General features: G+C 32.6%; 20 protein-coding genes and 1 pseudogene. 4 read left to right on the top strand and 17 right to left on the bottom strand.

Annotated elements, in window-relative coordinates; translation table 11 throughout:
• The first annotated feature begins 58 nt into the window (after positions 1-58).
• The 3 genes from ACTNDN_RS22830 (at position 59) to ACTNDN_RS22820 (ending at position 2,613) form a co-directional block, all read left to right on the top strand.
• The gene (locus ACTNDN_RS22830; RefSeq protein WP_441132357.1) at positions 59-694 is read left to right on the top strand and encodes a peptidoglycan-binding domain-containing protein; all 636 of its coding nucleotides are present in this window, start codon (positions 59-61) and stop codon (positions 692-694) included.
• Between the two features lie 514 nt (positions 695-1,208).
• Positions 1,209-1,880: a lysostaphin resistance A-like protein gene (locus ACTNDN_RS22825; RefSeq protein WP_441132355.1), complete on the top strand. Its 672-nt coding sequence runs from the start codon at positions 1,209-1,211 to the stop codon at positions 1,878-1,880.
• Between the two features lie 307 nt (positions 1,881-2,187).
• Positions 2,188-2,613: a transposase family protein gene (locus ACTNDN_RS22820; protein WP_441132354.1), complete on the top strand. Its 426-nt coding sequence runs from the start codon at positions 2,188-2,190 to the stop codon at positions 2,611-2,613.
• 152 nt (positions 2,614-2,765) lie between these two features.
• On the opposite strand, the pseudogene tnpC reads toward ACTNDN_RS22820, so the two are convergent.
• The 5 genes and pseudogenes from tnpC to ACTNDN_RS22795 all read right to left on the bottom strand — a co-directional run bounded on the left by tnpC (position 2,766) and on the right by ACTNDN_RS22795 (position 7,036).
• Positions 2,766-4,396 (bottom strand): annotated as a pseudogene (tnpC, locus tag ACTNDN_RS22815) (IS66 family transposase).
• 57 nt (positions 4,397-4,453) lie between these two features.
• Complete coding sequence (gene tnpB, locus ACTNDN_RS22810; RefSeq protein WP_441132352.1) at positions 4,454-4,813, bottom strand: IS66 family insertion sequence element accessory protein TnpB; 360 nt, start codon at positions 4,811-4,813, stop codon at positions 4,454-4,456.
• Entirely contained in the window at positions 4,803-5,129 is a 327-nt protein-coding gene (gene tnpA, locus ACTNDN_RS22805; protein ID WP_441132350.1) for an IS66 family insertion sequence element accessory protein TnpA, read from the bottom strand. Before tnpA ends, tnpB begins: the two co-directional genes overlap by 11 nt.
• Before the next feature lie 175 nt (positions 5,130-5,304).
• Entirely contained in the window at positions 5,305-6,396 is a 1,092-nt protein-coding gene (locus ACTNDN_RS22800) for a DnaA N-terminal domain-containing protein (protein ID WP_441132348.1), read from the bottom strand.
• A 370-nt stretch (positions 6,397-6,766) separates the two neighbouring features.
• On the bottom strand, positions 6,767-7,036 hold the full coding sequence (locus ACTNDN_RS22795; protein WP_441132346.1) for a hypothetical protein: 270 nt from the start codon (positions 7,034-7,036) through the stop codon (positions 6,767-6,769).
• Positions 7,037-7,550: 514 nt separating this feature from the next.
• Here ACTNDN_RS22795 and ACTNDN_RS22790 point away from each other — a divergent pair.
• The gene (locus ACTNDN_RS22790) at positions 7,551-8,015 is read left to right on the top strand and encodes a DUF2691 family protein (protein WP_441132344.1); all 465 of its coding nucleotides are present in this window, start codon (positions 7,551-7,553) and stop codon (positions 8,013-8,015) included.
• Between the two features lie 67 nt (positions 8,016-8,082).
• Here ACTNDN_RS22790 and ACTNDN_RS22785 read toward each other — a convergent pair whose 3' ends face one another.
• The 12 genes from ACTNDN_RS22785 to ACTNDN_RS22730 form a co-directional block, all read right to left on the bottom strand.
• Complete coding sequence (locus ACTNDN_RS22785) at positions 8,083-9,801, bottom strand: LPD1 domain-containing protein (RefSeq protein WP_441132343.1); 1,719 nt, start codon at positions 9,799-9,801, stop codon at positions 8,083-8,085.
• Positions 9,802-10,028: 227 nt separating this feature from the next.
• The gene (locus ACTNDN_RS22780) at positions 10,029-10,391 is read right to left on the bottom strand and encodes a hypothetical protein (protein ID WP_441132342.1); all 363 of its coding nucleotides are present in this window, start codon (positions 10,389-10,391) and stop codon (positions 10,029-10,031) included.
• Between the two features lie 38 nt (positions 10,392-10,429).
• Entirely contained in the window at positions 10,430-10,681 is a 252-nt protein-coding gene (locus ACTNDN_RS22775) for a DNA cytosine methyltransferase (protein ID WP_441132340.1), read from the bottom strand.
• Between the two features lie 11 nt (positions 10,682-10,692).
• Positions 10,693-11,433 carry a DUF6094 domain-containing protein gene (locus ACTNDN_RS22770; protein WP_441132339.1) on the bottom strand — a complete coding sequence of 247 codons (741 nt, stop codon included), beginning with the start codon at positions 11,431-11,433 and terminating at the stop codon, positions 10,693-10,695.
• A 131-nt stretch (positions 11,434-11,564) separates the two neighbouring features.
• Positions 11,565-13,127 (bottom strand): group II intron reverse transcriptase, encoded by a 1,563-nt coding sequence (locus ACTNDN_RS22765; RefSeq protein WP_441132359.1) that lies wholly within the window; start codon positions 13,125-13,127, stop codon positions 11,565-11,567.
• 6 nt (positions 13,128-13,133) lie between these two features.
• Entirely contained in the window at positions 13,134-13,442 is a 309-nt protein-coding gene (locus ACTNDN_RS22760) for a hypothetical protein (RefSeq protein ID WP_441132337.1), read from the bottom strand.
• Positions 13,443-14,157: 715 nt separating this feature from the next.
• Positions 14,158-14,505 (bottom strand): DUF6094 domain-containing protein, encoded by a 348-nt coding sequence (locus ACTNDN_RS22755; RefSeq protein ID WP_441132336.1) that lies wholly within the window; start codon positions 14,503-14,505, stop codon positions 14,158-14,160.
• Between the two features lie 66 nt (positions 14,506-14,571).
• Complete coding sequence (locus ACTNDN_RS22750; protein WP_441132334.1) at positions 14,572-14,976, bottom strand: single-stranded DNA-binding protein; 405 nt, start codon at positions 14,974-14,976, stop codon at positions 14,572-14,574.
• Positions 14,973-15,632 carry a JAB domain-containing protein gene (locus tag ACTNDN_RS22745; RefSeq protein WP_251628110.1) on the bottom strand — a complete coding sequence of 220 codons (660 nt, stop codon included), beginning with the start codon at positions 15,630-15,632 and terminating at the stop codon, positions 14,973-14,975. Before ACTNDN_RS22745 ends, ACTNDN_RS22750 begins: the two co-directional genes overlap by 4 nt.
• Positions 15,633-15,678: 46 nt before the next feature.
• Positions 15,679-16,038: a DUF6018 family natural product bioysynthesis protein gene (locus tag ACTNDN_RS22740; RefSeq protein ID WP_441132333.1), complete on the bottom strand. Its 360-nt coding sequence runs from the start codon at positions 16,036-16,038 to the stop codon at positions 15,679-15,681.
• Between the two features lie 202 nt (positions 16,039-16,240).
• Entirely contained in the window at positions 16,241-17,377 is a 1,137-nt protein-coding gene (locus ACTNDN_RS22735) for a DUF418 domain-containing protein (RefSeq protein ID WP_441132331.1), read from the bottom strand.
• A 98-nt stretch (positions 17,378-17,475) separates the two neighbouring features.
• Positions 17,476-18,690, bottom strand: a complete 1,215-nt coding sequence (locus tag ACTNDN_RS22730; protein WP_047944159.1) for a replication initiation protein — start codon at positions 18,688-18,690, stop codon at positions 17,476-17,478.
• Between the last annotated feature and the right edge of the window lie 395 nt (positions 18,691-19,085).

Below are 19,085 nucleotides of genomic sequence, written 5' to 3'. Positions count from 1 at the left end.
TAGAAAATGTTCAATCTTATAAAAAGATAGAAAACTCTCACCTGCATTTTAGAAAAACGTGCATCTTTTAAAGTGCTATGAATATTTCAGGGTAATAGCACTTAGTAGTACATTATTTCTTAGCACACTAGGAACTACATATGCTTCAGCTTCAACTTCTGCTTCAGCTTCAAAATTAGAAGAAAAATCAAATCAGAAAACAATTTTACAAGAGGTTGATACTAACATAGGAATCAACCAAGATCAAACCAAATATTTAAATTCAGAAGAAAATACTTCAATTACTCCAATGTATATACCTGGGAAATTTTGGGGTGAGTTATTAAAGGCCGTATTAGGAGAAGTTGTAAAAACAATTGTTACAGATAACTTCACTGTATTTACGAACTTTCTTTCGTCATCTGTAGGTAAATGGGGTGGAGATAAAAATGGGGATGCTTATGTAAAAGTAAACGATCATAGATTCACAGCTAACGTATCATCCAACATGGTTGGAGATGGTAAAGCAAACCAATCGGCTCGTGTAAAAGATCTTCAAGCTGCATTATATAATCTCGGTTATAATGTTGGTACAATAGATGGTATATGGGGCCCAAAAACTAAATCCGCATTGATTAAATTCCAGCAAAATAAAGGGCTCGTTGCAGATGGTATTTGTGGCGTTAATACTTGGAGGGCGTTAGCAGTAAAATAAACAAATTTTTACAGGAAGTGACCTTGTTTTTATTACATTGTTGCTCCCTGTAAACTTTTATAAATAAGAAAGTCAAACCAGCCATTTCCTATCATAAATATATATATAACTGTTTTATTACGGATATTTTTTCACGTTAGAAACAAAGCTCACAATAATGTACCCAATAAAATTACAATTTTCATTAAATTGAAGCTATTAATGAAAATTAATAACTATTGGAATATACGAGATTGACTTACCATCTAATAAAATTTATTATTTATTCACAAGATTTATTTTACAATTAACTTTAATATTGAAAAGAGTGATTCATATTTTTTTTAAAACTATAAAAGCACGACCAATTTTCATTTTATTTATCTCATTGATTATTCTATGGCAACTAATTGATACTATTTTTGAAACTATATTCCAATATCATAATAGCTTTTTAGATTCTGTTCTAATTCTGTTCATTTATTTATTCTGTTTTTTATGGATAATACTTACTTTTAAAAAAAATAATATTCTTATGAGCCCTATACTTGGGACATTTAATTCCTATAAGTCACTATTATTTAGCATAACACTTCAATTATTAGTCACCATTTTTTCAATATCCAATCTATTTATAATAAATATCTATTTTATGGCTAGTAATGAAAATTTGGTACAAAAAGTATATAATTCAGAGAATATTTCTACTAATTCGTCGAGCTCAATACTTTCACTAATAACCGTAATCATCATTGCCCCAATCATCGAAGAGTTTATTTTCAGAGGATTTTTATTTAGTAAATGGACTGAAAAAATGGGAGCATATAAATCTATGATTCTCACATCATTAATTTTTTCCATATTACATATAAATTTCGACTTTATTGGCCTATTTCTAAATAGTATACTTTTTTGTATCCTGTATATGAAAACTAAAAATTTATTTATACCTATTATTTGTCATATGTTCAACAACTTTATAGGAAATCTGGGTAATTTAGAATTAATACCAACAAGCCCCAGCAGTTCGCAAGATACCTTAGAAAACTTTATTCATTTTATTACTAAGCTGTATAATAATATTCCATACTTCTTATTTTTCACAGTATTATTATTCCTTATTATTGTTTATCTATATACAAAGATTCTACCTAAAAATACTTGTAAACCGCCATATACTTCTAATCTCCAGAACACTGCACACTAAATAATTCCATTTTTTCTTTCCAAATGTCCAAACACTCTACAATTTGGCAGAAAATAAATGAGAGTTACATACCTTACTATTAATCTGTATAAATTTCTTTTTATATGTAAGCTAAATAAAATAGGGGATAACCTCTTTTGAGGCTCCCTCACAGAACCCGACTTGCTGATTTCCTTAACCGGTTGTATTTGGCAAGCAAAAAATGGTTCTTACGGAGGTTTGGTGACCAAGGATTTTGGATATTAGATTAGTATAATATCTAAAGGCGGAATGAACTTATGTCTCTTGGTCATCACCAAGCTCTGATTTGGAACTCATCCACGTTTCTAGTCTAGATAATTCATTGATCCTTACAATTAAAAGTAAACGGATTTGTGCATCCTGTCCTTGCTGTCGAATAGTAAGCTCAAGACCGCATAGCCGATATTCTCGAAAAGTACAAGATTTACCGATAAATGATCATCCTGTCCAACTTCTACTTCTCTCCCATAAATGGTTTTGTGATAATAAGGATTGTCAAAGAAGTATTTTTACCGAACGATTTGATTGGCTTTCCACTAATTGTCGCCGTACGAAAAGAACAGATACTATTTTGCGTAAAATAGCCTTTTCTACCAGCTGTCATTCAGCTGAAAAAGTTGCCCATGCTGCCCACATTCCTGTGAACCATGATACCTTATTACCCATTTGTAACCGTCAAGTAGAATTAAACAGTTTTTATAAAATAATTTAAAACAGTTTTCATCAATTAAGATTCAACACTTTGACCATTTATATCGTTGTTTTTACAATGAAGAGGCTCACATTAAACTTAATTGTTTATTGGATACTTTATATGTAAGCGTCAAATAGGCCCCACCTATTAATTAGATGGGACCTAAGTTATTATTTAGATAACTTTTTAAAAGAGATACGAGAAACTGGTAAAGTTGTTGACCAAGGAAGCATTCGGTCTAAGGCATCCATATCTGTCAAATTCATATTGGGAAGCTGCTCAAATAGATAGCGAAGATAGTAATATGGATTTAATCCATTTGCGATTGCTGTCTCCACCATACTGTATATGATGGATGGCACTGGCTCTAGCACCTTGCGGTGTATTACTGAATGAACAGCCATGCCTTTCTTCCGATCACTACTGACTTGATCGACCGTTCACTTCGATTATTATCGATTTCTAATCGACCATCCTCCAAAAAGGCTATTAGTTTATCCCATTGATTGAGGCAGTATGTCACCGCCTTGCCCATTCCACTTTTAGGGAGTACTTTTTGTTCTTGTATTTTTAGCCATGACAAAAAAGCGTCTAGTACTGGTTTGCTTTGTTTAAGACGTTGTTCAAAACGTTCCTTCGGGTCTAATTCTTTTACTTTTCTCTCAATGGCGAAAAGCTGATTACAGAATTGAAGACCTTCGGTTGCCGTTACCGGTTTTATGCTACCTGCTGGCAATGCCTTCAGAACGTCAGAGAATGCTCTCCTCGCATGGGACCAACAGCCCACAAGTGTGACATTCTCTACTTTTTGATAACCAGCATACCCATCAACCTGTAAATATCCCTTATATCCATTAAGGAATTTCTTTGGATTCTCACCGGCACGTGTTTCTTGATAATCATAGAGAACAATCGATGGTCCTTCTATTCCTGTCCTGTACTACCATAGATAGGAGTTGGAAGTAGCTGGACGTCCAGGTTCACTAAGTACCTGCAGGGTAGTCTCATCCGCATGCAGAATATCTAGCTTTAATAGAAGCTGATGCATTCGATCATATAATGGCGTCAACCATCGATCCGCACCATATATCATCCAGTTAGCCATTGTTTGGCGAGATAAAGCTAGTCCCATTCGGTGAAATTGCTTCTCCTGGCGATATAAAGGGAGTCCTTCTACATATTTTTGACTCATGATATGTGACAAAATAGATGGAGAAGCTAGGCTACCTGATATTACTGGTTTGGGCATTGGCGCCGTTTGGATGGGAGTTTCCACCGCTTCCTGTTCGCAATGACGACAGGAATACACATAGCGAACATGCTTCACTACTTTCACTTCAGCAGGAATATATTTTAATTCCTGACGGACTTCTGTGCTCATTTCATGTAAATTCTCATTGCAACATGAACACACCTGTTCTTCTTCGGATAAACGATATTCAATCGTTTCCACAGGCAGGTTTTCTACCATCAATTGACGGTGACCACGTTTCTTCCGAGAGTGGTAGGTAATGGTTTCTACTGTAGGTTCTGGTAATTCGAGGTTTGCTTCCTTTTCCGCTTCATTAAAAAGAGCTAATTCCAGTTGACCCGTAAGGGTTCTTTCGCTGGAAGCACCAAAACGCTTAGATTGATAAAGGCGAAGCTGCTCTTTTAACCAATTAATCTTGGCTTCCGATTCAGATTTTTCCTTTTCTAACTTCGCCTCTAGCTCTGCGTTTTGTTTTTCAAGAAGTTGAACGCGCTCGAGAAGTTCTTCAATTGTAGGAGTTGGGGTTGAGTGTTTTGTTTTCTTTTTCATAGGTTCTATTATACGAAAATACCGATGAATTGTCTCTCACTAAATAGAAGTATTCTATTATATGATGGTTCTAACCATCACCTCGAGATGGGCATGCTTTTGTTCTAGTGATAGTCCATCTAATAACCAGCGTAATTGTTGTCGAGTTATTTTTAGAGGAGTTGCGTTTTGGTCATCAGATGGCCATTGGAATTGGCCTTTTTCTAGACGACGGTAATAGAGCCAAAAACCATTTTTGTCCCAAAATAAAATTTTCATCTTATCTCTCTTTCTATTACAAAATACAAATAGATTAGGAGAAAAAGGATCTAGCTCAAAAACTTCTTGAACAAGGACAGCCAATCCATCAATCGATTTTCTCATATCCGTACTTCCTTTTGCTAGAAAGACACGATCAACAGTCACTTCATTCAACATGCTCTTTCAGTACCTTTATCACTTCTGCGAGAAGTGTTGAATTAAAGCCTGAAGTCACTTCTATGGAAACAGAGCCAACCTTGATTAGTAAAGATTCACATTGCGCTGTTGTAGGTTCCTCTATGATTACTGGAACCCAAGAATTGTTTGTTTTCTCGGTACTTTGATCTTTAAGCCTTCTCTTCCAGTATCCAAATTGATGATAACTAACCCCATTGTCCTCACACCATTTAGCTCGGCATTGACCACTCGCTTTGTAGTCAGAAATTCTCTGTTCCCATTCTTTGCGTAATTCTAAATTGGGTTTTTTAGTCATGAAAAAACCTCCTCCAATATTTATTTGAAGAGATTATCTCAAAGATTCTTCTATTTGAATATGTGGGAGGAGTTTGACACTTACCATTAATTAGATAAGTTACCTTATTGAGAAACCGCCATAGGGAGAACTCTGCATTCCAAAATCATTACAGTTAGTGCTCTAATATTATTAATTAAACTTGCTTATAAAATTCATAATGGGAGAAATTTATATCTCTGATCCAACTACCTGCTTTATTCACCCATTCTAATATATTATCTTTATATCTTTCTTCTAACCAATCCATAGCAAATTCGTTCGGTGCATAAATAGTTAAAATATTATTTTGAACTTTTATTAGGATATCTTTAAACCATGTATCATAAGAGGGTTTAGAAATATTTGCTTGTGCAGATTCTAGAACAACAGCTAAAAGCAGTTTTTCATCTTGTGTCATATTCTTTTTTAAATGTACCTCTGTTTCAGAATAGGTAATAGTTGAGTCAACTTCTTCACTATTATCTTTTTTATGAATACTTTTAAGTATATCTTTATATTGTAAGTATTTATTGTAAATCTCCTCATAATCTAATTGTTCTGGAAGGATATCCGCTTTGTTTTTTAAATGCTTCTTGGTAAAAACTTCGTGCTCTTTACGTAATCTAGGAGGTAATCCTTCACGCTCTTTTTTTAGCATTTTCTTTACATGAGCAGGTACGTTTTCAGGGATAATTAGATTAATATCTCCCTCTATTAGCTTTTTAGATAGTAAAGGAGTTTGTTTCCTCACTTTAAAAATAGGACTCTCTTCCATATTATTCCGAGACTCATTTATTACATTAAACTTATAGACAAAGCCGTAATGCTCTAGTATATCTAAATAGGTATGTAATGTTTTTCTTGATTTATCCATTTTCTCTGAAATCAATTCAAAATTGGGGTACACATAGTCTTTTTCCCCATAAGCATGTCTTTTTAAATATGCATACAATCGAGTGGCGTCTCCCAAATAAAATCCCCAAAAGTCAAAAAAATAGTTATTAAAAATAGTAAGCTCACCATCAATCGCAGGAATGGACTCTCCATGCTCGTCTAAATTAAACTTTCTAACTTGATTTTCCTCAAAGATCAATTTATCTTGCTCTGGGTAAAAATAGGTTTTATATTCTTGGGTATCCTCTATGTTTATCAATTTACTTCTTTGAGTAAACATACCTGTATCTTTTAATCGAAAATACTTTAGTTTATCCTTTTTACCTTTTAAATTATAATACTCTTCTTCCACAATTGTTCCTCCTAAGTAAACCCAAGTAAACAAATTAAAGAAGGAGTTTCACTTGCTAAAACATATATTTATGTTAAAATATTTTTAAGAATATAAGTTTAGAAAACTCCCGCTTTCACTCAATTAAACTACTATCAGTTTAGCGCCTGATAGTTTAATTGTATCTAGGTGGGTTTTTTATTTTATCATACAAATTTTTAAATATATATTTGTTTGTGTATTAAACAAAAAGGGAAAAACCTTATGACAAAATACCAAATCGAAATTCGGCCTTTTCATAGGGTTTTTCCCTTTGTATTTAATATTGATTTTATTAAAACATACTTTTCTAGTTTATTCAATAGAATCAGGTTCTATCGAACGATAAATATCATTGCGTTATAATAGAATTTATCTCCTTTACTAACTCATTTTCCTCATGAATTTTCAATAAATTCTCAGCTTGTTCTTTAGTAATTGACAATTTTACTTCTTTAACTTTTTTACTTCTATTCTTTGGTTTCTCTTGAATTATAGAAATTAATACACTTGATTTTATATTTTTATTACTATTCGTAAAATTTTCCTTTGATAAAGAATATAAAATCACATAATTATCTTCAGATGTAAAACCTATCCGTTTTAATAAGTAATTTTCCATCTTAATCTCCCTCATTCTCATAGCATCTTCAATTTATTTTAATTTATATTTATTAATATGTATTGAAACCCACAAAATATTTCTCAATAAATCATAATATTTCCCAAAAAAAAAGCTAACTAAACCAACGTTTACTTAGCTGTTATTACACTTTAGATATTAAGTAAAAAAGTGCCGGTATACAGAGAATTTCAACTTAAATTTAGTATTCTTTTTGTAACGATAATGACATATTACCTATATTATAACCATTTTGAGGAAGAAAACAACTGCAACTTTAAAGGACATTAGAAACTACATATATATCCATTCTCGGAATACATTTGTATTGGTTGTCATTTTACCATCTTTCTAAATAAGACTATTATTATTAAGTATATACAAAGTATATATAAAATGTTAGGGTCTAAAGTTAGAGTATAAAGAAGTTTACAGTAATTTTTATATAAACAAAAGAAACCCAAGATATCTTTTGAGTTAGATATCCTGGGTTATCTGGGGGGAGTTGTTTTTTATGAAGAGAGGAATTAGCTTTGAAATTCCAAATGAATATGGAACCTTTCTTGGAGAATTGCTAAAGCCAATTGACACAACTGTTTTCAGTTGGCGAATTGGTACCAGTGAGTCATATATAGTAGTTGATGATGAATTAGATGAAGAGCTTTTCTCAGAAGATAAAAAAGCAATTGAAGGTGCAGAACTCAAAAAACTATTAGAAAACAATAAGTATTATATTATTTTCGCTGACTTACAAGCATATCCAAAAGATGATTTTTCTGATATTGAGACCTATGAAGATTTTATTAAGAGCCAATGTGAGCTTGTTTTATTAGTGGTCGATAGCTGTTATGTCACCATCTATTGCAAAAACAAGGAAACAATCGAATTACTATACAAGAAAGCAACAGAATGTGGATTTAAAAATGTTGAATATATTACCGATGAAAACGATACAAGAACAAGGCTATCTGCGTGGTAATGACAAAAAAAGACCTTTACGCATAAAGGTCTCAAATCAACATTATTATTTAACATAGCCTTTTTATTTATAATATGTCATTGATCTTCAGTGCATCAAATAAAATATCCCAAGCTTTATTTATTTTTTCGCGCTCTTTTCCTTGGGGAAAAGCAATCGCATCTGAAGTACCATATACAAGATAGTCATTACATCTATTTGTTGCTAAAAATTTATCAGCAATATATGCTTCGAACGCCCTAGCAGCCAATTCAATAATTTTACTCCAGTATTTAGATTCATTTCCGTTGTCTAACTCGATTGCATTAAGGTAAAATTGAGATTTATCTGTTGGATAAGGTATTCTTTCAACTCTTTCTCCAGTTAGATTTTCATGATACCATGCCATAGCCATCGCATATTTTTTGATATCTCTTTTCGCCTTTCTTTCGAGTTTTTCTTTTTCTTTCTTCAGTGCAATTTCAGATGCTCCATAATACTGTGAAAAATTAAGTTTTCTATTTCTATTTTCTTGTTCATTAGTAAATTCATTTTTAATAGCTAATGCTATATCTCCATTAAAACGTTCATAATCTCTTTTTAAAGCAACGCCTCTATAAGATACGTCTGGCTTGTTAGTGTTTATAAAATAAGCAGTTCCGCGGCCGTTTGTTAAAGTTTCATATAAATATTCAAGTGCATTTTTTATTTGTGAAGGAATTTGTTCACCTAATGTTTTGTATTCTGTCCCAAATCCTTTACTACTGGTATTTTGATGACTCTTAATGTAAATGTAGTGGTCTATGCTATGAAATAGCTCATGAGCAAGAATTCCTAAACACCCTTTATTTTTTGTCATATTAATAACTCTTGATAGAGCCTCATAAGTACCCAATGCATTACCGCCTCTTCCTCTTGCTCCAAATGCTAGTCCAAGTGTTCCATCTAAAGACAAGGAAGTAACATCAATTTCAAGTACATCAGCTAAATCCAAAATTCCTTCTGAAGCTCGAACTAAATGCTCCATGCCTTTTTCATCATCCATATAATGGCCAAATTGCACTCCTCGAAATCCAAACAACTCCACCAAATCTTCTGGTTTTTTTACAGGGCTTGGTTTCCCACCTCTTCTATCTGGTCTTTCTGGTAATACTCTTTCCCATTTACTATTTTTCTTTTTCGCACCTTTTACACCATTTTCCTTTTTTTCAAAGATATCTTCCCATGTATTTATTTTTGATGCTGTATTAATAGATGATTTATATCCTGCCCTTAGAAAAAATTTCAAAAAGCTTTTCCCTAAAATAAAGAAATTTGTGTCTGATTCTTTATTTCTTTCTAATATAAGTGTTTTAGAGAAACCAACAATAAAGTCTGAAACATCATCCCACTTTTTCACTTTATTGATAAGTTCCAAGAAACTTTGGATTGCTACCATAAAGTCTCTTCTTCCTTCTTTTGTTTGAACAGCGGGTACCTTATCTATTCTATTAATAATTAATTGCTTCAATTTAGCAACTCCTGGTTCTACACCATTTTTCTGCTCAAGCTTCAGAGAAAAAGATTTTGTTAATTCTCTTTTGGTTATTAATTCCTCTGAAAGAAGCGGATTAAGCTTTTCTATTTTTTCTAACTCCTTCTCAGAATGATTTTCCTGAAATCTTCTTTTTATTTTATCTAATTCTTTTCTAGAACCAGTAATAAAGACTCCAACGTCATATGCAACATTTTTATCAATTTGCTTTTCTGTTCTTATTTCTTTAACTTTCTTATTGTTAAGTTCAAAAATACTTAATTGTGAGTTCATGTTTATATCCTCCTAAAAAACGGATTAGAATATTATATCTAATCCGTTTTTTCCATTTTATATTTTTAAATAATCAACTCTAATTGCCCTTTTGTATTTGTTAGTAAATCTTCTGCAAAATCCTCTTTTAGAATAACTTTAAAAATTGCTTCTAAAATTGGGACGACTATACTATTTCCTGCTAGTTCGTAAAGAGTAGCATTTCTACAACCCTTTCTAGAAGGGAATTATTCCAAGATTAATTCAAAATCCCTATCATCAAAACCCATTAATCTCCATACTTCTCTTTCAGTTAGATATCTATATCCCACTTTATCTTTTAATCTAATAATTCCAGCGTTAGGACATCGATCTTGTCTTTCTGTTATAGTCCAACAATAATCTTCTATTACGGATAATCTACGTTTATACTTATCCGTTTCCTTAACTGGGTTAAATTCTTCTATTCTACTCAACATACTTGGAACATTAACCAAATACTGAGAGCCAGTTACTTTATTCTCTAAGAATCCACTAATATGACGCATTGGGGTTCTTTCTAATTTATTGAAGTCAAATGCCTCTTTTCCAAAAATGGATATACAAAACACTCTTTCTCTTTGCTGTGGAATACCAAAGTCAACAGCATTTAAAACATCAATTTTCTATATCCTGACCTTGAAAAATCTTGGCAGGGAGATCCGTGGATAAGGATATCCGGCTTCAGATTCCATCCAACAACGGAATGTGGTTTATGATCATGGTCATATAGAGCATTATAAGCACGTACTCTATTTTCTTTTATCTCTACATAATCTATAGCTTTATGATCAACCCCCAGATTTAATAAAGCTTTTCTTGGGGCCCCAATACCTCCGAATAATTCTAAAATTTTTATCATATCAATCACCGTCACACTAATTTTTTTATCATCCCATTTGGAGTTATTATCTTTACAGATACATCCCTCTTTGTTCTGGTTTTAGTTATTACAGTCTTGCTGCCATTGTCGTGATGTTTTACCTCTTCATCCACAATTTTAGAAACGGATTCAAGACCTTGTACTAAATGATAATTTTCGCCTTCACCTAGCTCACCATTAATCGCTCCGCTTGCTAATAATAAAGACAATTGCCCTTGATTAAGCGGCAGAATAGGTTCTCCACCTATACTTAATTGGCGTGGCTTGGTTCTATTCATAAAAGCTTCGAATCCTTTACTCTCTCTAATACTTTCAACAAAATCGTCTTTATTTGCCAATTTTGTATAAAATGTAGATAAGTTTTTATAACCGCTTGGTACATTCCATTTAAATTCTCTAGTTACAATCTGATCAATCGTATTTACATTCTTTAAAATAAATTCCTCGGAATCCATTCTTAATAAAAAATCATATAATTTTTCATTAATTCCTTTATATTTTCCTGCCTTTTTTCTTCCAATAAAAATACACTGTTTATAGTCTTCATAATCCTCTTTTGAAAATCGCATAATGCCAACTTCATTAAAGTTAGTTGCTAAAAACCTAGAAATTTTTTGATCTGCAAAACGATATGAAGGAATAATATATATCAATATTCCATTCTCTTTTAGATATCTATAATTCCTTTCTAATTCAACCCATTCTTTTCTTTTGGCTGAAGAATCATCCATCCCCTTTAATATAGCGATAGGTAAGGGCAGTCCTCGACTAAACTGACGTTTATCGTTAGGACTCCCTTTTCCCCCGCTTCACACCGTACGTGCGACTTTCATCGCATACGGCGTTCCATCACAACAGTATGTTATTTACTAGACAACTTTTCTCTAAAATCTTTTATTTTCTTCCATTGTTTTGTTCCTAGGGTTGAGTATTCTACTCCATCGTGTATCCGTTCATGGCAAATTGGATGTACAGTAGCCAAGTGTTCGACTTTATTAACCGAGTCTATTGGTAAATAAGGTCTTACATGGTGAGTGTGAACATCGGCAGGACTTGTGATATCGTTCCCGCAAATTCTACATTTGCCCTTATCACGGTTAAATGCATAAGCCCGGTTTAGATAAAATTCAAAGTTGTACTTCGTATCTTTGAACTTCCAGGAGATCAGTTCAGACTGATTGATACTGAGAATGTCGTCTGCCCTAGCAAGTGGTGACTTCTTTTTACTTCTCTTACGATTGAGTTCACGTCCTTGTTCGGAATATGGAGTTTCCAGCTGATTTTTCAGCGGTGGCATTGTCCATTTTGCGAACATCGGAGAAGTGACTCCTATTTGAAGTCCCCTGTATTCAATTGCCGGGATTTGAGTTTTGTACTGTGAATGAACAGATAGTAAATTATCAGTTTTATCAGCTGGTACCCACTTATAATCCATACGCAAGTTAATAAAAGTTCTCTGTGCTAGTTGTAAGATTCCTTTTCCGGTTTTGTGCATTGAGAGATAAACCGTATTAGCTGGCTGGTAGTATTGAATCAATCCCCTAATCTTGAGGTTAATAAGATTGATTCCATGAATAACATCCTCTTTGCGCGGAAGTTTTCTTAGCCTTCTAATGTCTTTCCGAATTGTTTCAAACTTACCTAACAGTTTTTCGTTGTCTACTGAAGTTCTTGAAATCCATCCTGTAGGTGAGGAACCCCTGATTACTTTAAAGTTGAAACCCACAAATTTAATGGATTTTTTCCTAACATTCGTAATTGAGGTCTTTTCTTCTGACAGGCTGAGTTTCAGGTTTGTCTGAAGGTATGATTTAATTCTTTTTCTCCATTTTTCAGCGTTGCTCTTTGTGTCGGTGATCAAAATCCAGTCGTCTGCATATCGGACTAGATAAGCAGGTTTTAGTCTGCTCGATTTCCTGAGAGCTTTGTACATGTTGTTATTTGCTGAGTATCTGTGTTGCGTTTTCTTCTGTTCCCATTCCCTTGTAACCCATTCGTCAAATTTATGAAGGTAAACATTTGCTAGCAGTGGGGATATGATTCCTCCTTGTGGAGTGCCAATATCATTATGGATTGTTTCTTCCATTATTCCTGCTTTAAGCATTTGTTTAATTATCATAAGAATTCTTCTGTCTCGTATTCCCATATTCCATAGCTTTCTAAGAAGAATGGAATGATTTACGTTATCAAAGAATTTACTAATGTCACCTTCGATAATCCATGAGTATTGAGTTTTGTGAACCAAATCCTTTGTTCTTTCAAGTGCCATGTGAGTGTCCCTTTGTGGGCGGAACCCATATGAGTGAGCAAAGAATTGTGCTTCTAGGATAGGCTCGATAACAGAGCGAACGCATTCTTGGATGATTCTGTCCTTAATGGTCGGAATACCAAGGGGGCGTTTCTCTTTCTTACCGGGCTTTGGGATAAAGACTCATCTGATACTTTCAGCCTTGTAGTTATTGAAGGTATTTTGTACTTCTTTAATAACTTTGTCGGCTGGTTTTTGGAGAAAATCATCCTTCATTGTTTTGCCATCCGAACCAGGAGTATTACTACCCTTGTTGGCTTTAATCTTATGAATGGCGCTGAGTATAACAACTTCACTGCCGATAATTTCTAGCAATCCTTTAAAGGAGGGTTTATTTCCATTTGCTATTGCATCTTTTGAAATTGAGTAGAACTCGTCTTGAAGCTTACGGAATTCTCTTTCAGATTTAGGATAGTTGAATTTTTGGACCACTGGCATCACCCCTTTCGGAGATATTGCCTTTTAATGGCTTTAGTCAGGTTTGCACAACGGCTTCCTCAACATTTGTCTGTAAATACATACAAATCATTGTGACTATGCCCCTTCACTCCACAGACATTACTCTGCTTCATCATTACTACGGGCTGCTGCCTCTCAACTTCATCAATCATTTCCTATTGATTAGGTGCATTGAAGTTTACCCTTCTTACCATCACCTGTTGAGATTCCCATGTTCATTGTTTATTAGCTTTTCATATCGCCTTAGCTGTCTCTCTATGATCCGTCAACCACTTCTTCACCCTCTGTTGGTGGATTTGAAGCGTGTATCCTTATTGGAAACACATCGATAAAGCATTTCACATTACTTTATCCACGATTGAAGCCCCTTTGGAGCAATGTACCTTCTTATTTGGTACACCCTACGTCACGAACCGTACATTAAAGAGATTCCTTTTACCGCGATTGCGGGTCGTCAGCATAGCAATTTTATAGCCCCCCGACTACTTCATAACCATCACAGGTTAGTTTTTCGCCGACTTCACCGAGCTTCATACATCTAAACGGTAAATTTTTGATGCATGTCGGAGTATCAGGGCAGGACTACCAACATTTAGTCCAGAGTAGGAACTTCCCCTACAAAATTCATAAACAACGTTAAATCTAGTAACCTAGATTCCTTAGCTTTTATTGAACGTTTCCGCTCAGATTAGGCTAAGAACAAGGCGCACGCAAAATCATATGGTGGATTAAGAAATAAGAATGACACAGCTTCATTTTGTATTACCATAGATTCTATAGGGGCATTTATACAATGATTCAAAAGCTTTGAAGCGCGTTCTGCACGTCTTCTATCAAGTTCGACTCCATAAGTATTAATAATAGTCTCTTCATTATTAAAGGCAGCTGCAAGTTGATTTAGAATCTCTCCCTCTCCGCAAGTGGGATCAAACCAAACACCACTACCTTCGACATTTAGTAATTTAATGATATATTCACCTTGTATTTCAGGTGTTGCAAAAAAACCTGCTTTTAGTTTGTTACCTATATGAGACATGTTATTTCCTCCTATTTTTAATCATGAAAAAACGCCCATTCTATTAGAATGAACGTTTACTCAATATTATCTTTCCCAAGGCATTATATCCTCTTGATGATAATTCTCCTCATATGAATATTTGTGATTATTCTCTCCATCATCCTCAGTCTTCAGTCTCCTTTTACCTGACTCTAAAAAGACTATATCTTCTGCAATGATTTCAATTTCTGTTTTATTATCCTTAAATTTTGCTTGCAAACGTGCTGTAACAGCAATTAAACTACCTTTTTGTAAATTATTATGACAAGTGGTAGCTAACTTTTTCTCTTTAAATGCTTTAATTGGAATAAAGTCTGCCTCTCTTTCTCCATGCTGATTTCTATAATTTCGATTTACAGCAAGTGTCATAAAACAGACTGGATTTTCCTCTGTACCAGCTAAATATGGATCTCTACTCAAACGGCCGATTAGGTTACATTGGTTTTTCATGCTAACTCTCCTTTGGATTGTTTCGAAATTCCTTCCGCAACTGAAACGCACATTTTTTTACCCAAAATAATATGATCAATTACCTCAATATTCACAAGATTGGATATGGATACAAAATAGTCGAATAAAGAATAGTCTTCATCTTTTAAAACTGCATAACCTGCAGGTTCATTACTACAGACTACGATCTTCGAAGCGTTTCTTTTAATGGCTTGTCGAAAAGCCAAATGAACTAAGTCCTTATTGAGTGTTCTAGTCCCTTTAATAATATTTTGTCTGCCTATTACCACATTATTCTTATTTAAAAATAAAAGATCTAGTTGTGAATCCTGCTTATAACGAATGTCTCTCACATATTCAACTACATCAAATTTGGTAGATATTTTAAATTCTGATTGCCAATCAAATTTTGGTACCATATTTAAAATTCCATTTAATGCTTTTATTCTAAATAAGGTTTCAGTGGTTATTCCTTCTAAATTCAATAGTTCTTCTTCAGATAATTGAGAAATCCCACTCAAACCTAACTCACCTAAAATATCGATTGTTGAGTCACATACGTTTTCACCCACAATAATAGCCAATAAATGTGGAAAACTAGTATCATTCTCCCCGAAAAAATTTATATATTCCTTTGCGTCGTTATATCTACTCATTATAAATCTACCTCTCTTATTTAAATGTAAATGCCCTCATAGATATTTATTCAATATCAAAAAAATATCCCATTATTGCTTTTTTTAAGCGTTTAATTGTAGAAGGTTTTTCGTTGATAAGTGTACTAAAATGATAAACCTTATCGCCTTTATACCTCCACATTACTTTTGAGTTAATTCCTTGCTCTAAACACTCAATAAAAACTAAAAATTCATTAAAGGCATTTTCTTTAGACACTGACTTAGCTTTAAATATTCTTCGTTCCCCATCTGGCAAAATAATCTCGATACTATGACGAGAATGTAAGATTGGTTTACTAGCAATAATTTTTTCTGCTTTTCTTTTACTTTCCTCAAATACATTTCCTTGAAAAACTGGTCCCTTACTAATTGTTTCTTTCATCATTTTTCTTCATCCTCTCAATATATTATTTATATAAAACGCAAAAAAGCGCCCTGAGAGATGGTTTAATGAATTACACAAAAAGTGTAATACTCAATAAATCATCCCAAAGGACGCTGCGTTTAATATCGAAACTGCTAGCCAATAAAAGGCTGCTAAAATGTTAAAAATATAAAATAGTTACATTTTCATTCTACTATTATATCTATTTCTTATCAACCCTATTATAGGAAGGAGTCCTTTTATAGTAAGTTAACTTACGCCATACCGATTCAATGGGTCCTTGCTTATGTTTTTTTAACCACCAATTACTTAATAATATTTGTATGAATATTAAAGCTATAGAAAGAAAAACTAAATGACCAGGTGAAACTTGTGCATATAACTTAAATACTTTAAACATGAAAAAACAACATGTTGTTTGGAATAAATAATTACTCATAGATGTTTTTCCTATATTAGCAATTAATTTGAAATGCTTTCCTGTTTTTTTTAGTAATAACAGAATAGATAAACCATAAAATATGGACATGCTTATATTACCAAAAATTTCGGAAAGTCTTATTAAAAAGTAGGAGTCAGAATATATTATTGCTAATGTTTTTATTGCAATACCAATACTACCACTTATCACCCACATTAATTTGTGGATTCCCTTAATATTAGTAATCAATGCTTTATTTTTTCCTAATATCATCCCTAACAAAAACATTGGATAAATACTGCAGAACAAAGATGGAAGATTTTCTATAGAGTAAATCGTTAACCAATCAACAGTATTTTGTAATAATGCAATTCTTCCCCCTGTTTGATAATTAATAATCACATTTTGTAATACGTTATAATCAACAGCTGCAATTTGATAATCAAATAACAGTATCTTAATTAATTCAAACAACATTGGAATCATAAATATACCAATCAGCAGCATCATAACACGACCAGGAACTTTATATACAGGAAGTAAGAACAAACCGATTACTGCGTATATCATGAGTATATCTCCATAAAAAATGAAAAAGGCATGTAAAAATCCAATTGCAAACAGTATCCATAATCTCTTTGAGAATAAATAGTAAGGATTATATCCTTTGACTTCTGCGTTCTCCATAAAAATAATTGCGCTAAAACCAAAAAGGATAGAGAAGAGGGAATAAAAATTACCTTCAGCGAAGATAAATAAAATCGATTCTACTAGTTTATCAATAGCATCCATCCAAATACTACTTGGAGAGGATTCATATAAATGAGGACCACTTAGTGGTAATATATTTGCAAAAGCTATGCCTAAGATTGCAAATCCTCTTATAATATCAATTGAATGTATTCTTTCCTTCTTCATTATTCAGTCTCCTTCGCAAAAAAGACTACTCCAAATATTAGGTAACTTTGATTTACCTTCATATTTGGGGTAGTCCCATTGAGTTATTTTTTGTTATGTTATCTATTATATCGTTTCTGTAATTGTTCATCTTTTTTGGTTTTAATTTGATACATAATAATTGTTTTATATTTTTCCCATAATTCACTTGCAACTTTTTCACTAACGTTCATGAACTTCATGAAAAATGGAATTACTTCTTTTTCTAGAAAATAATCTGGAATTAATTCCTTACCAGGCGCATATTTTGCAACGATGTTTTGACGAGCAAGATTTAATAGAGATTCATCTATTTCATTTATATCATCTATTATTTCTTTGCTAGTATTTTCCTCTTTTCCTATATCAGGATCAACATCTTTATTTTCATACTTACTTTTTAACACTTTTGATATGTAATTCTCATAATTTTCAATGTCTCTATGCTTTATTTCTTCCAAAACTTCTAAAATTAATTCTATTCCATACTTTTTCCAGGATAGAATTTTCTTATCAGAAATATCGATACCATGAATATATAGAGATTTCTTTACTGATTCAATAAATTCTTGTGCTTCTTTTGAAAGAGGAGTCTGTTGTTTAGGACTTTTTTTATGAATATTAAAATCTATTGCTACTGTTTTTCTACCTTGTTTGACTTCTTTAAAAGAAAAGTATAATTCTCCTGTTGCTTCTAATTCTTTTTTGGCAACATTTAATATTCGTTGTTTGAAATTCCCGTATACAGGATACTTATCCCCTACTCCAATCATCCTTTTAAGTTCATCTAGCTCTATTGTTCTTTTTCCAATTTTCTCATACTGTTTTAACAGTTCATAAACTCTCACTGTATATCCACTTTTTAATTTTTTTATATCATCAAATGAATATCCTGTAAATCTACTGTCTAAGCTAATTAAATAATCTTTAATTATTGGATTAAAAGAAACATGAACAGTACCATTATCATATATAATAGCGCTAAACCATGGAAACCATCCCATTTTATCATTAGACGAGCGAATCTTTATTCTTTTTCTTGTTAGATCATCAGCTAACTCTTTTACCTGACTATGATAATTATTTCCTTTAACATTCATGACTTCTGCAAATTCTTTAACAGTAATTGTGTAGTCTGGAAATTGGGAATCATTTTTCTTAATTTTACTAGCAACATATCGAATAAACTTATGCTCTAAAGTGGTTAATTCATTATCATAATAAGCCTCTATTAAATCATTAGACTGGATGATTAGATCATTTACTTTAAATTCAACTTGCTTTGTTTCTATCAAACTATCACCTACTAACAAGTATGTAATCTTAAACAAATTATGACATTATTTTCAGAGAAAAGAAAGTGAAATATAACAAAAGATTATCAACTGTTATATTTCAGAATATTCTAATTGATAAAATCTTCTACTTTCTAAAGCCTATCCCAAATATGTTATAGTTCTGCTTATCTCAAAGATAACACTATCCCAAATATGTTATAGTTCTGCTTATCTCAAAGATAACACTATCCCAAATATGTTATAGTTCTGTTTTTTTCGAAGATAACACTATCCCAAATATGTTATAGTTCTGTTTTTTTCGAAGATAACACTATCCCAAATATGTTATAGTTCCGCTTTTTTTCAAAAATAACAAATCCCAAATATGTTATAGTTCCGCTTTTTTCAAAGAT

The sequence above is a fragment of the Niallia sp. HCP3S3_B10 genome (assembly GCF_052064465.1).
GTDB lineage: Bacteria > Bacillota > Bacilli > Bacillales > Cytobacillaceae > Niallia > Niallia hominis.
Note: the sequence above shows the minus strand (reverse complement) of the source record. Positions and strands in the feature narration are given on the sequence as shown.

Excerpts from the sequence above, each read along its gene's own strand:
- ACTNDN_RS22745 (WP_251628110.1), bottom strand. The coding sequence starts at position 15,632 with ATGAGTAGATATAACGACGCAAAGGAATATATAAATTTTTTCGGGGAG.
- ACTNDN_RS22770 (WP_441132339.1), bottom strand. The coding sequence starts at position 11,433 with ATGGATGATTCTTCAGCCAAAAGAAAAGAATGGGTTGAATTAGAAAGG.
- ACTNDN_RS22775 (WP_441132340.1), bottom strand. The coding sequence starts at position 10,681 with ATGATAAAAATTTTAGAATTATTCGGAGGTATTGGGGCCCCAAGAAAA.
- tnpB (WP_441132352.1), bottom strand. The coding sequence starts at position 4,813 with ATGTTGAATGAAGTGACTGTTGATCGTGTCTTTCTAGCAAAAGGAAGT.
- ACTNDN_RS22825 (WP_441132355.1), top strand. The coding sequence starts at position 1,209 with ATGAGCCCTATACTTGGGACATTTAATTCCTATAAGTCACTATTATTT.
- ACTNDN_RS22740 (WP_441132333.1), bottom strand. The coding sequence starts at position 16,038 with ATGATGAAAGAAACAATTAGTAAGGGACCAGTTTTTCAAGGAAATGTA.
- ACTNDN_RS22735 (WP_441132331.1), bottom strand. The coding sequence starts at position 17,377 with ATGAAGAAGGAAAGAATACATTCAATTGATATTATAAGAGGATTTGCA.
- tnpA (WP_441132350.1), bottom strand. The coding sequence starts at position 5,129 with ATGACTAAAAAACCCAATTTAGAATTACGCAAAGAATGGGAACAGAGA.
- ACTNDN_RS22785 (WP_441132343.1), bottom strand. The coding sequence starts at position 9,801 with ATGAACTCACAATTAAGTATTTTTGAACTTAACAATAAGAAAGTTAAA.
- ACTNDN_RS22755 (WP_441132336.1), bottom strand. The coding sequence starts at position 14,505 with ATGTCTCATATAGGTAACAAACTAAAAGCAGGTTTTTTTGCAACACCT.
- ACTNDN_RS22795 (WP_441132346.1), bottom strand. The coding sequence starts at position 7,036 with ATGGAAAATTACTTATTAAAACGGATAGGTTTTACATCTGAAGATAAT.
- ACTNDN_RS22750 (WP_441132334.1), bottom strand. The coding sequence starts at position 14,976 with ATGAAAAACCAATGTAACCTAATCGGCCGTTTGAGTAGAGATCCATAT.
- ACTNDN_RS22790 (WP_441132344.1), top strand. The coding sequence starts at position 7,551 with ATGAAGAGAGGAATTAGCTTTGAAATTCCAAATGAATATGGAACCTTT.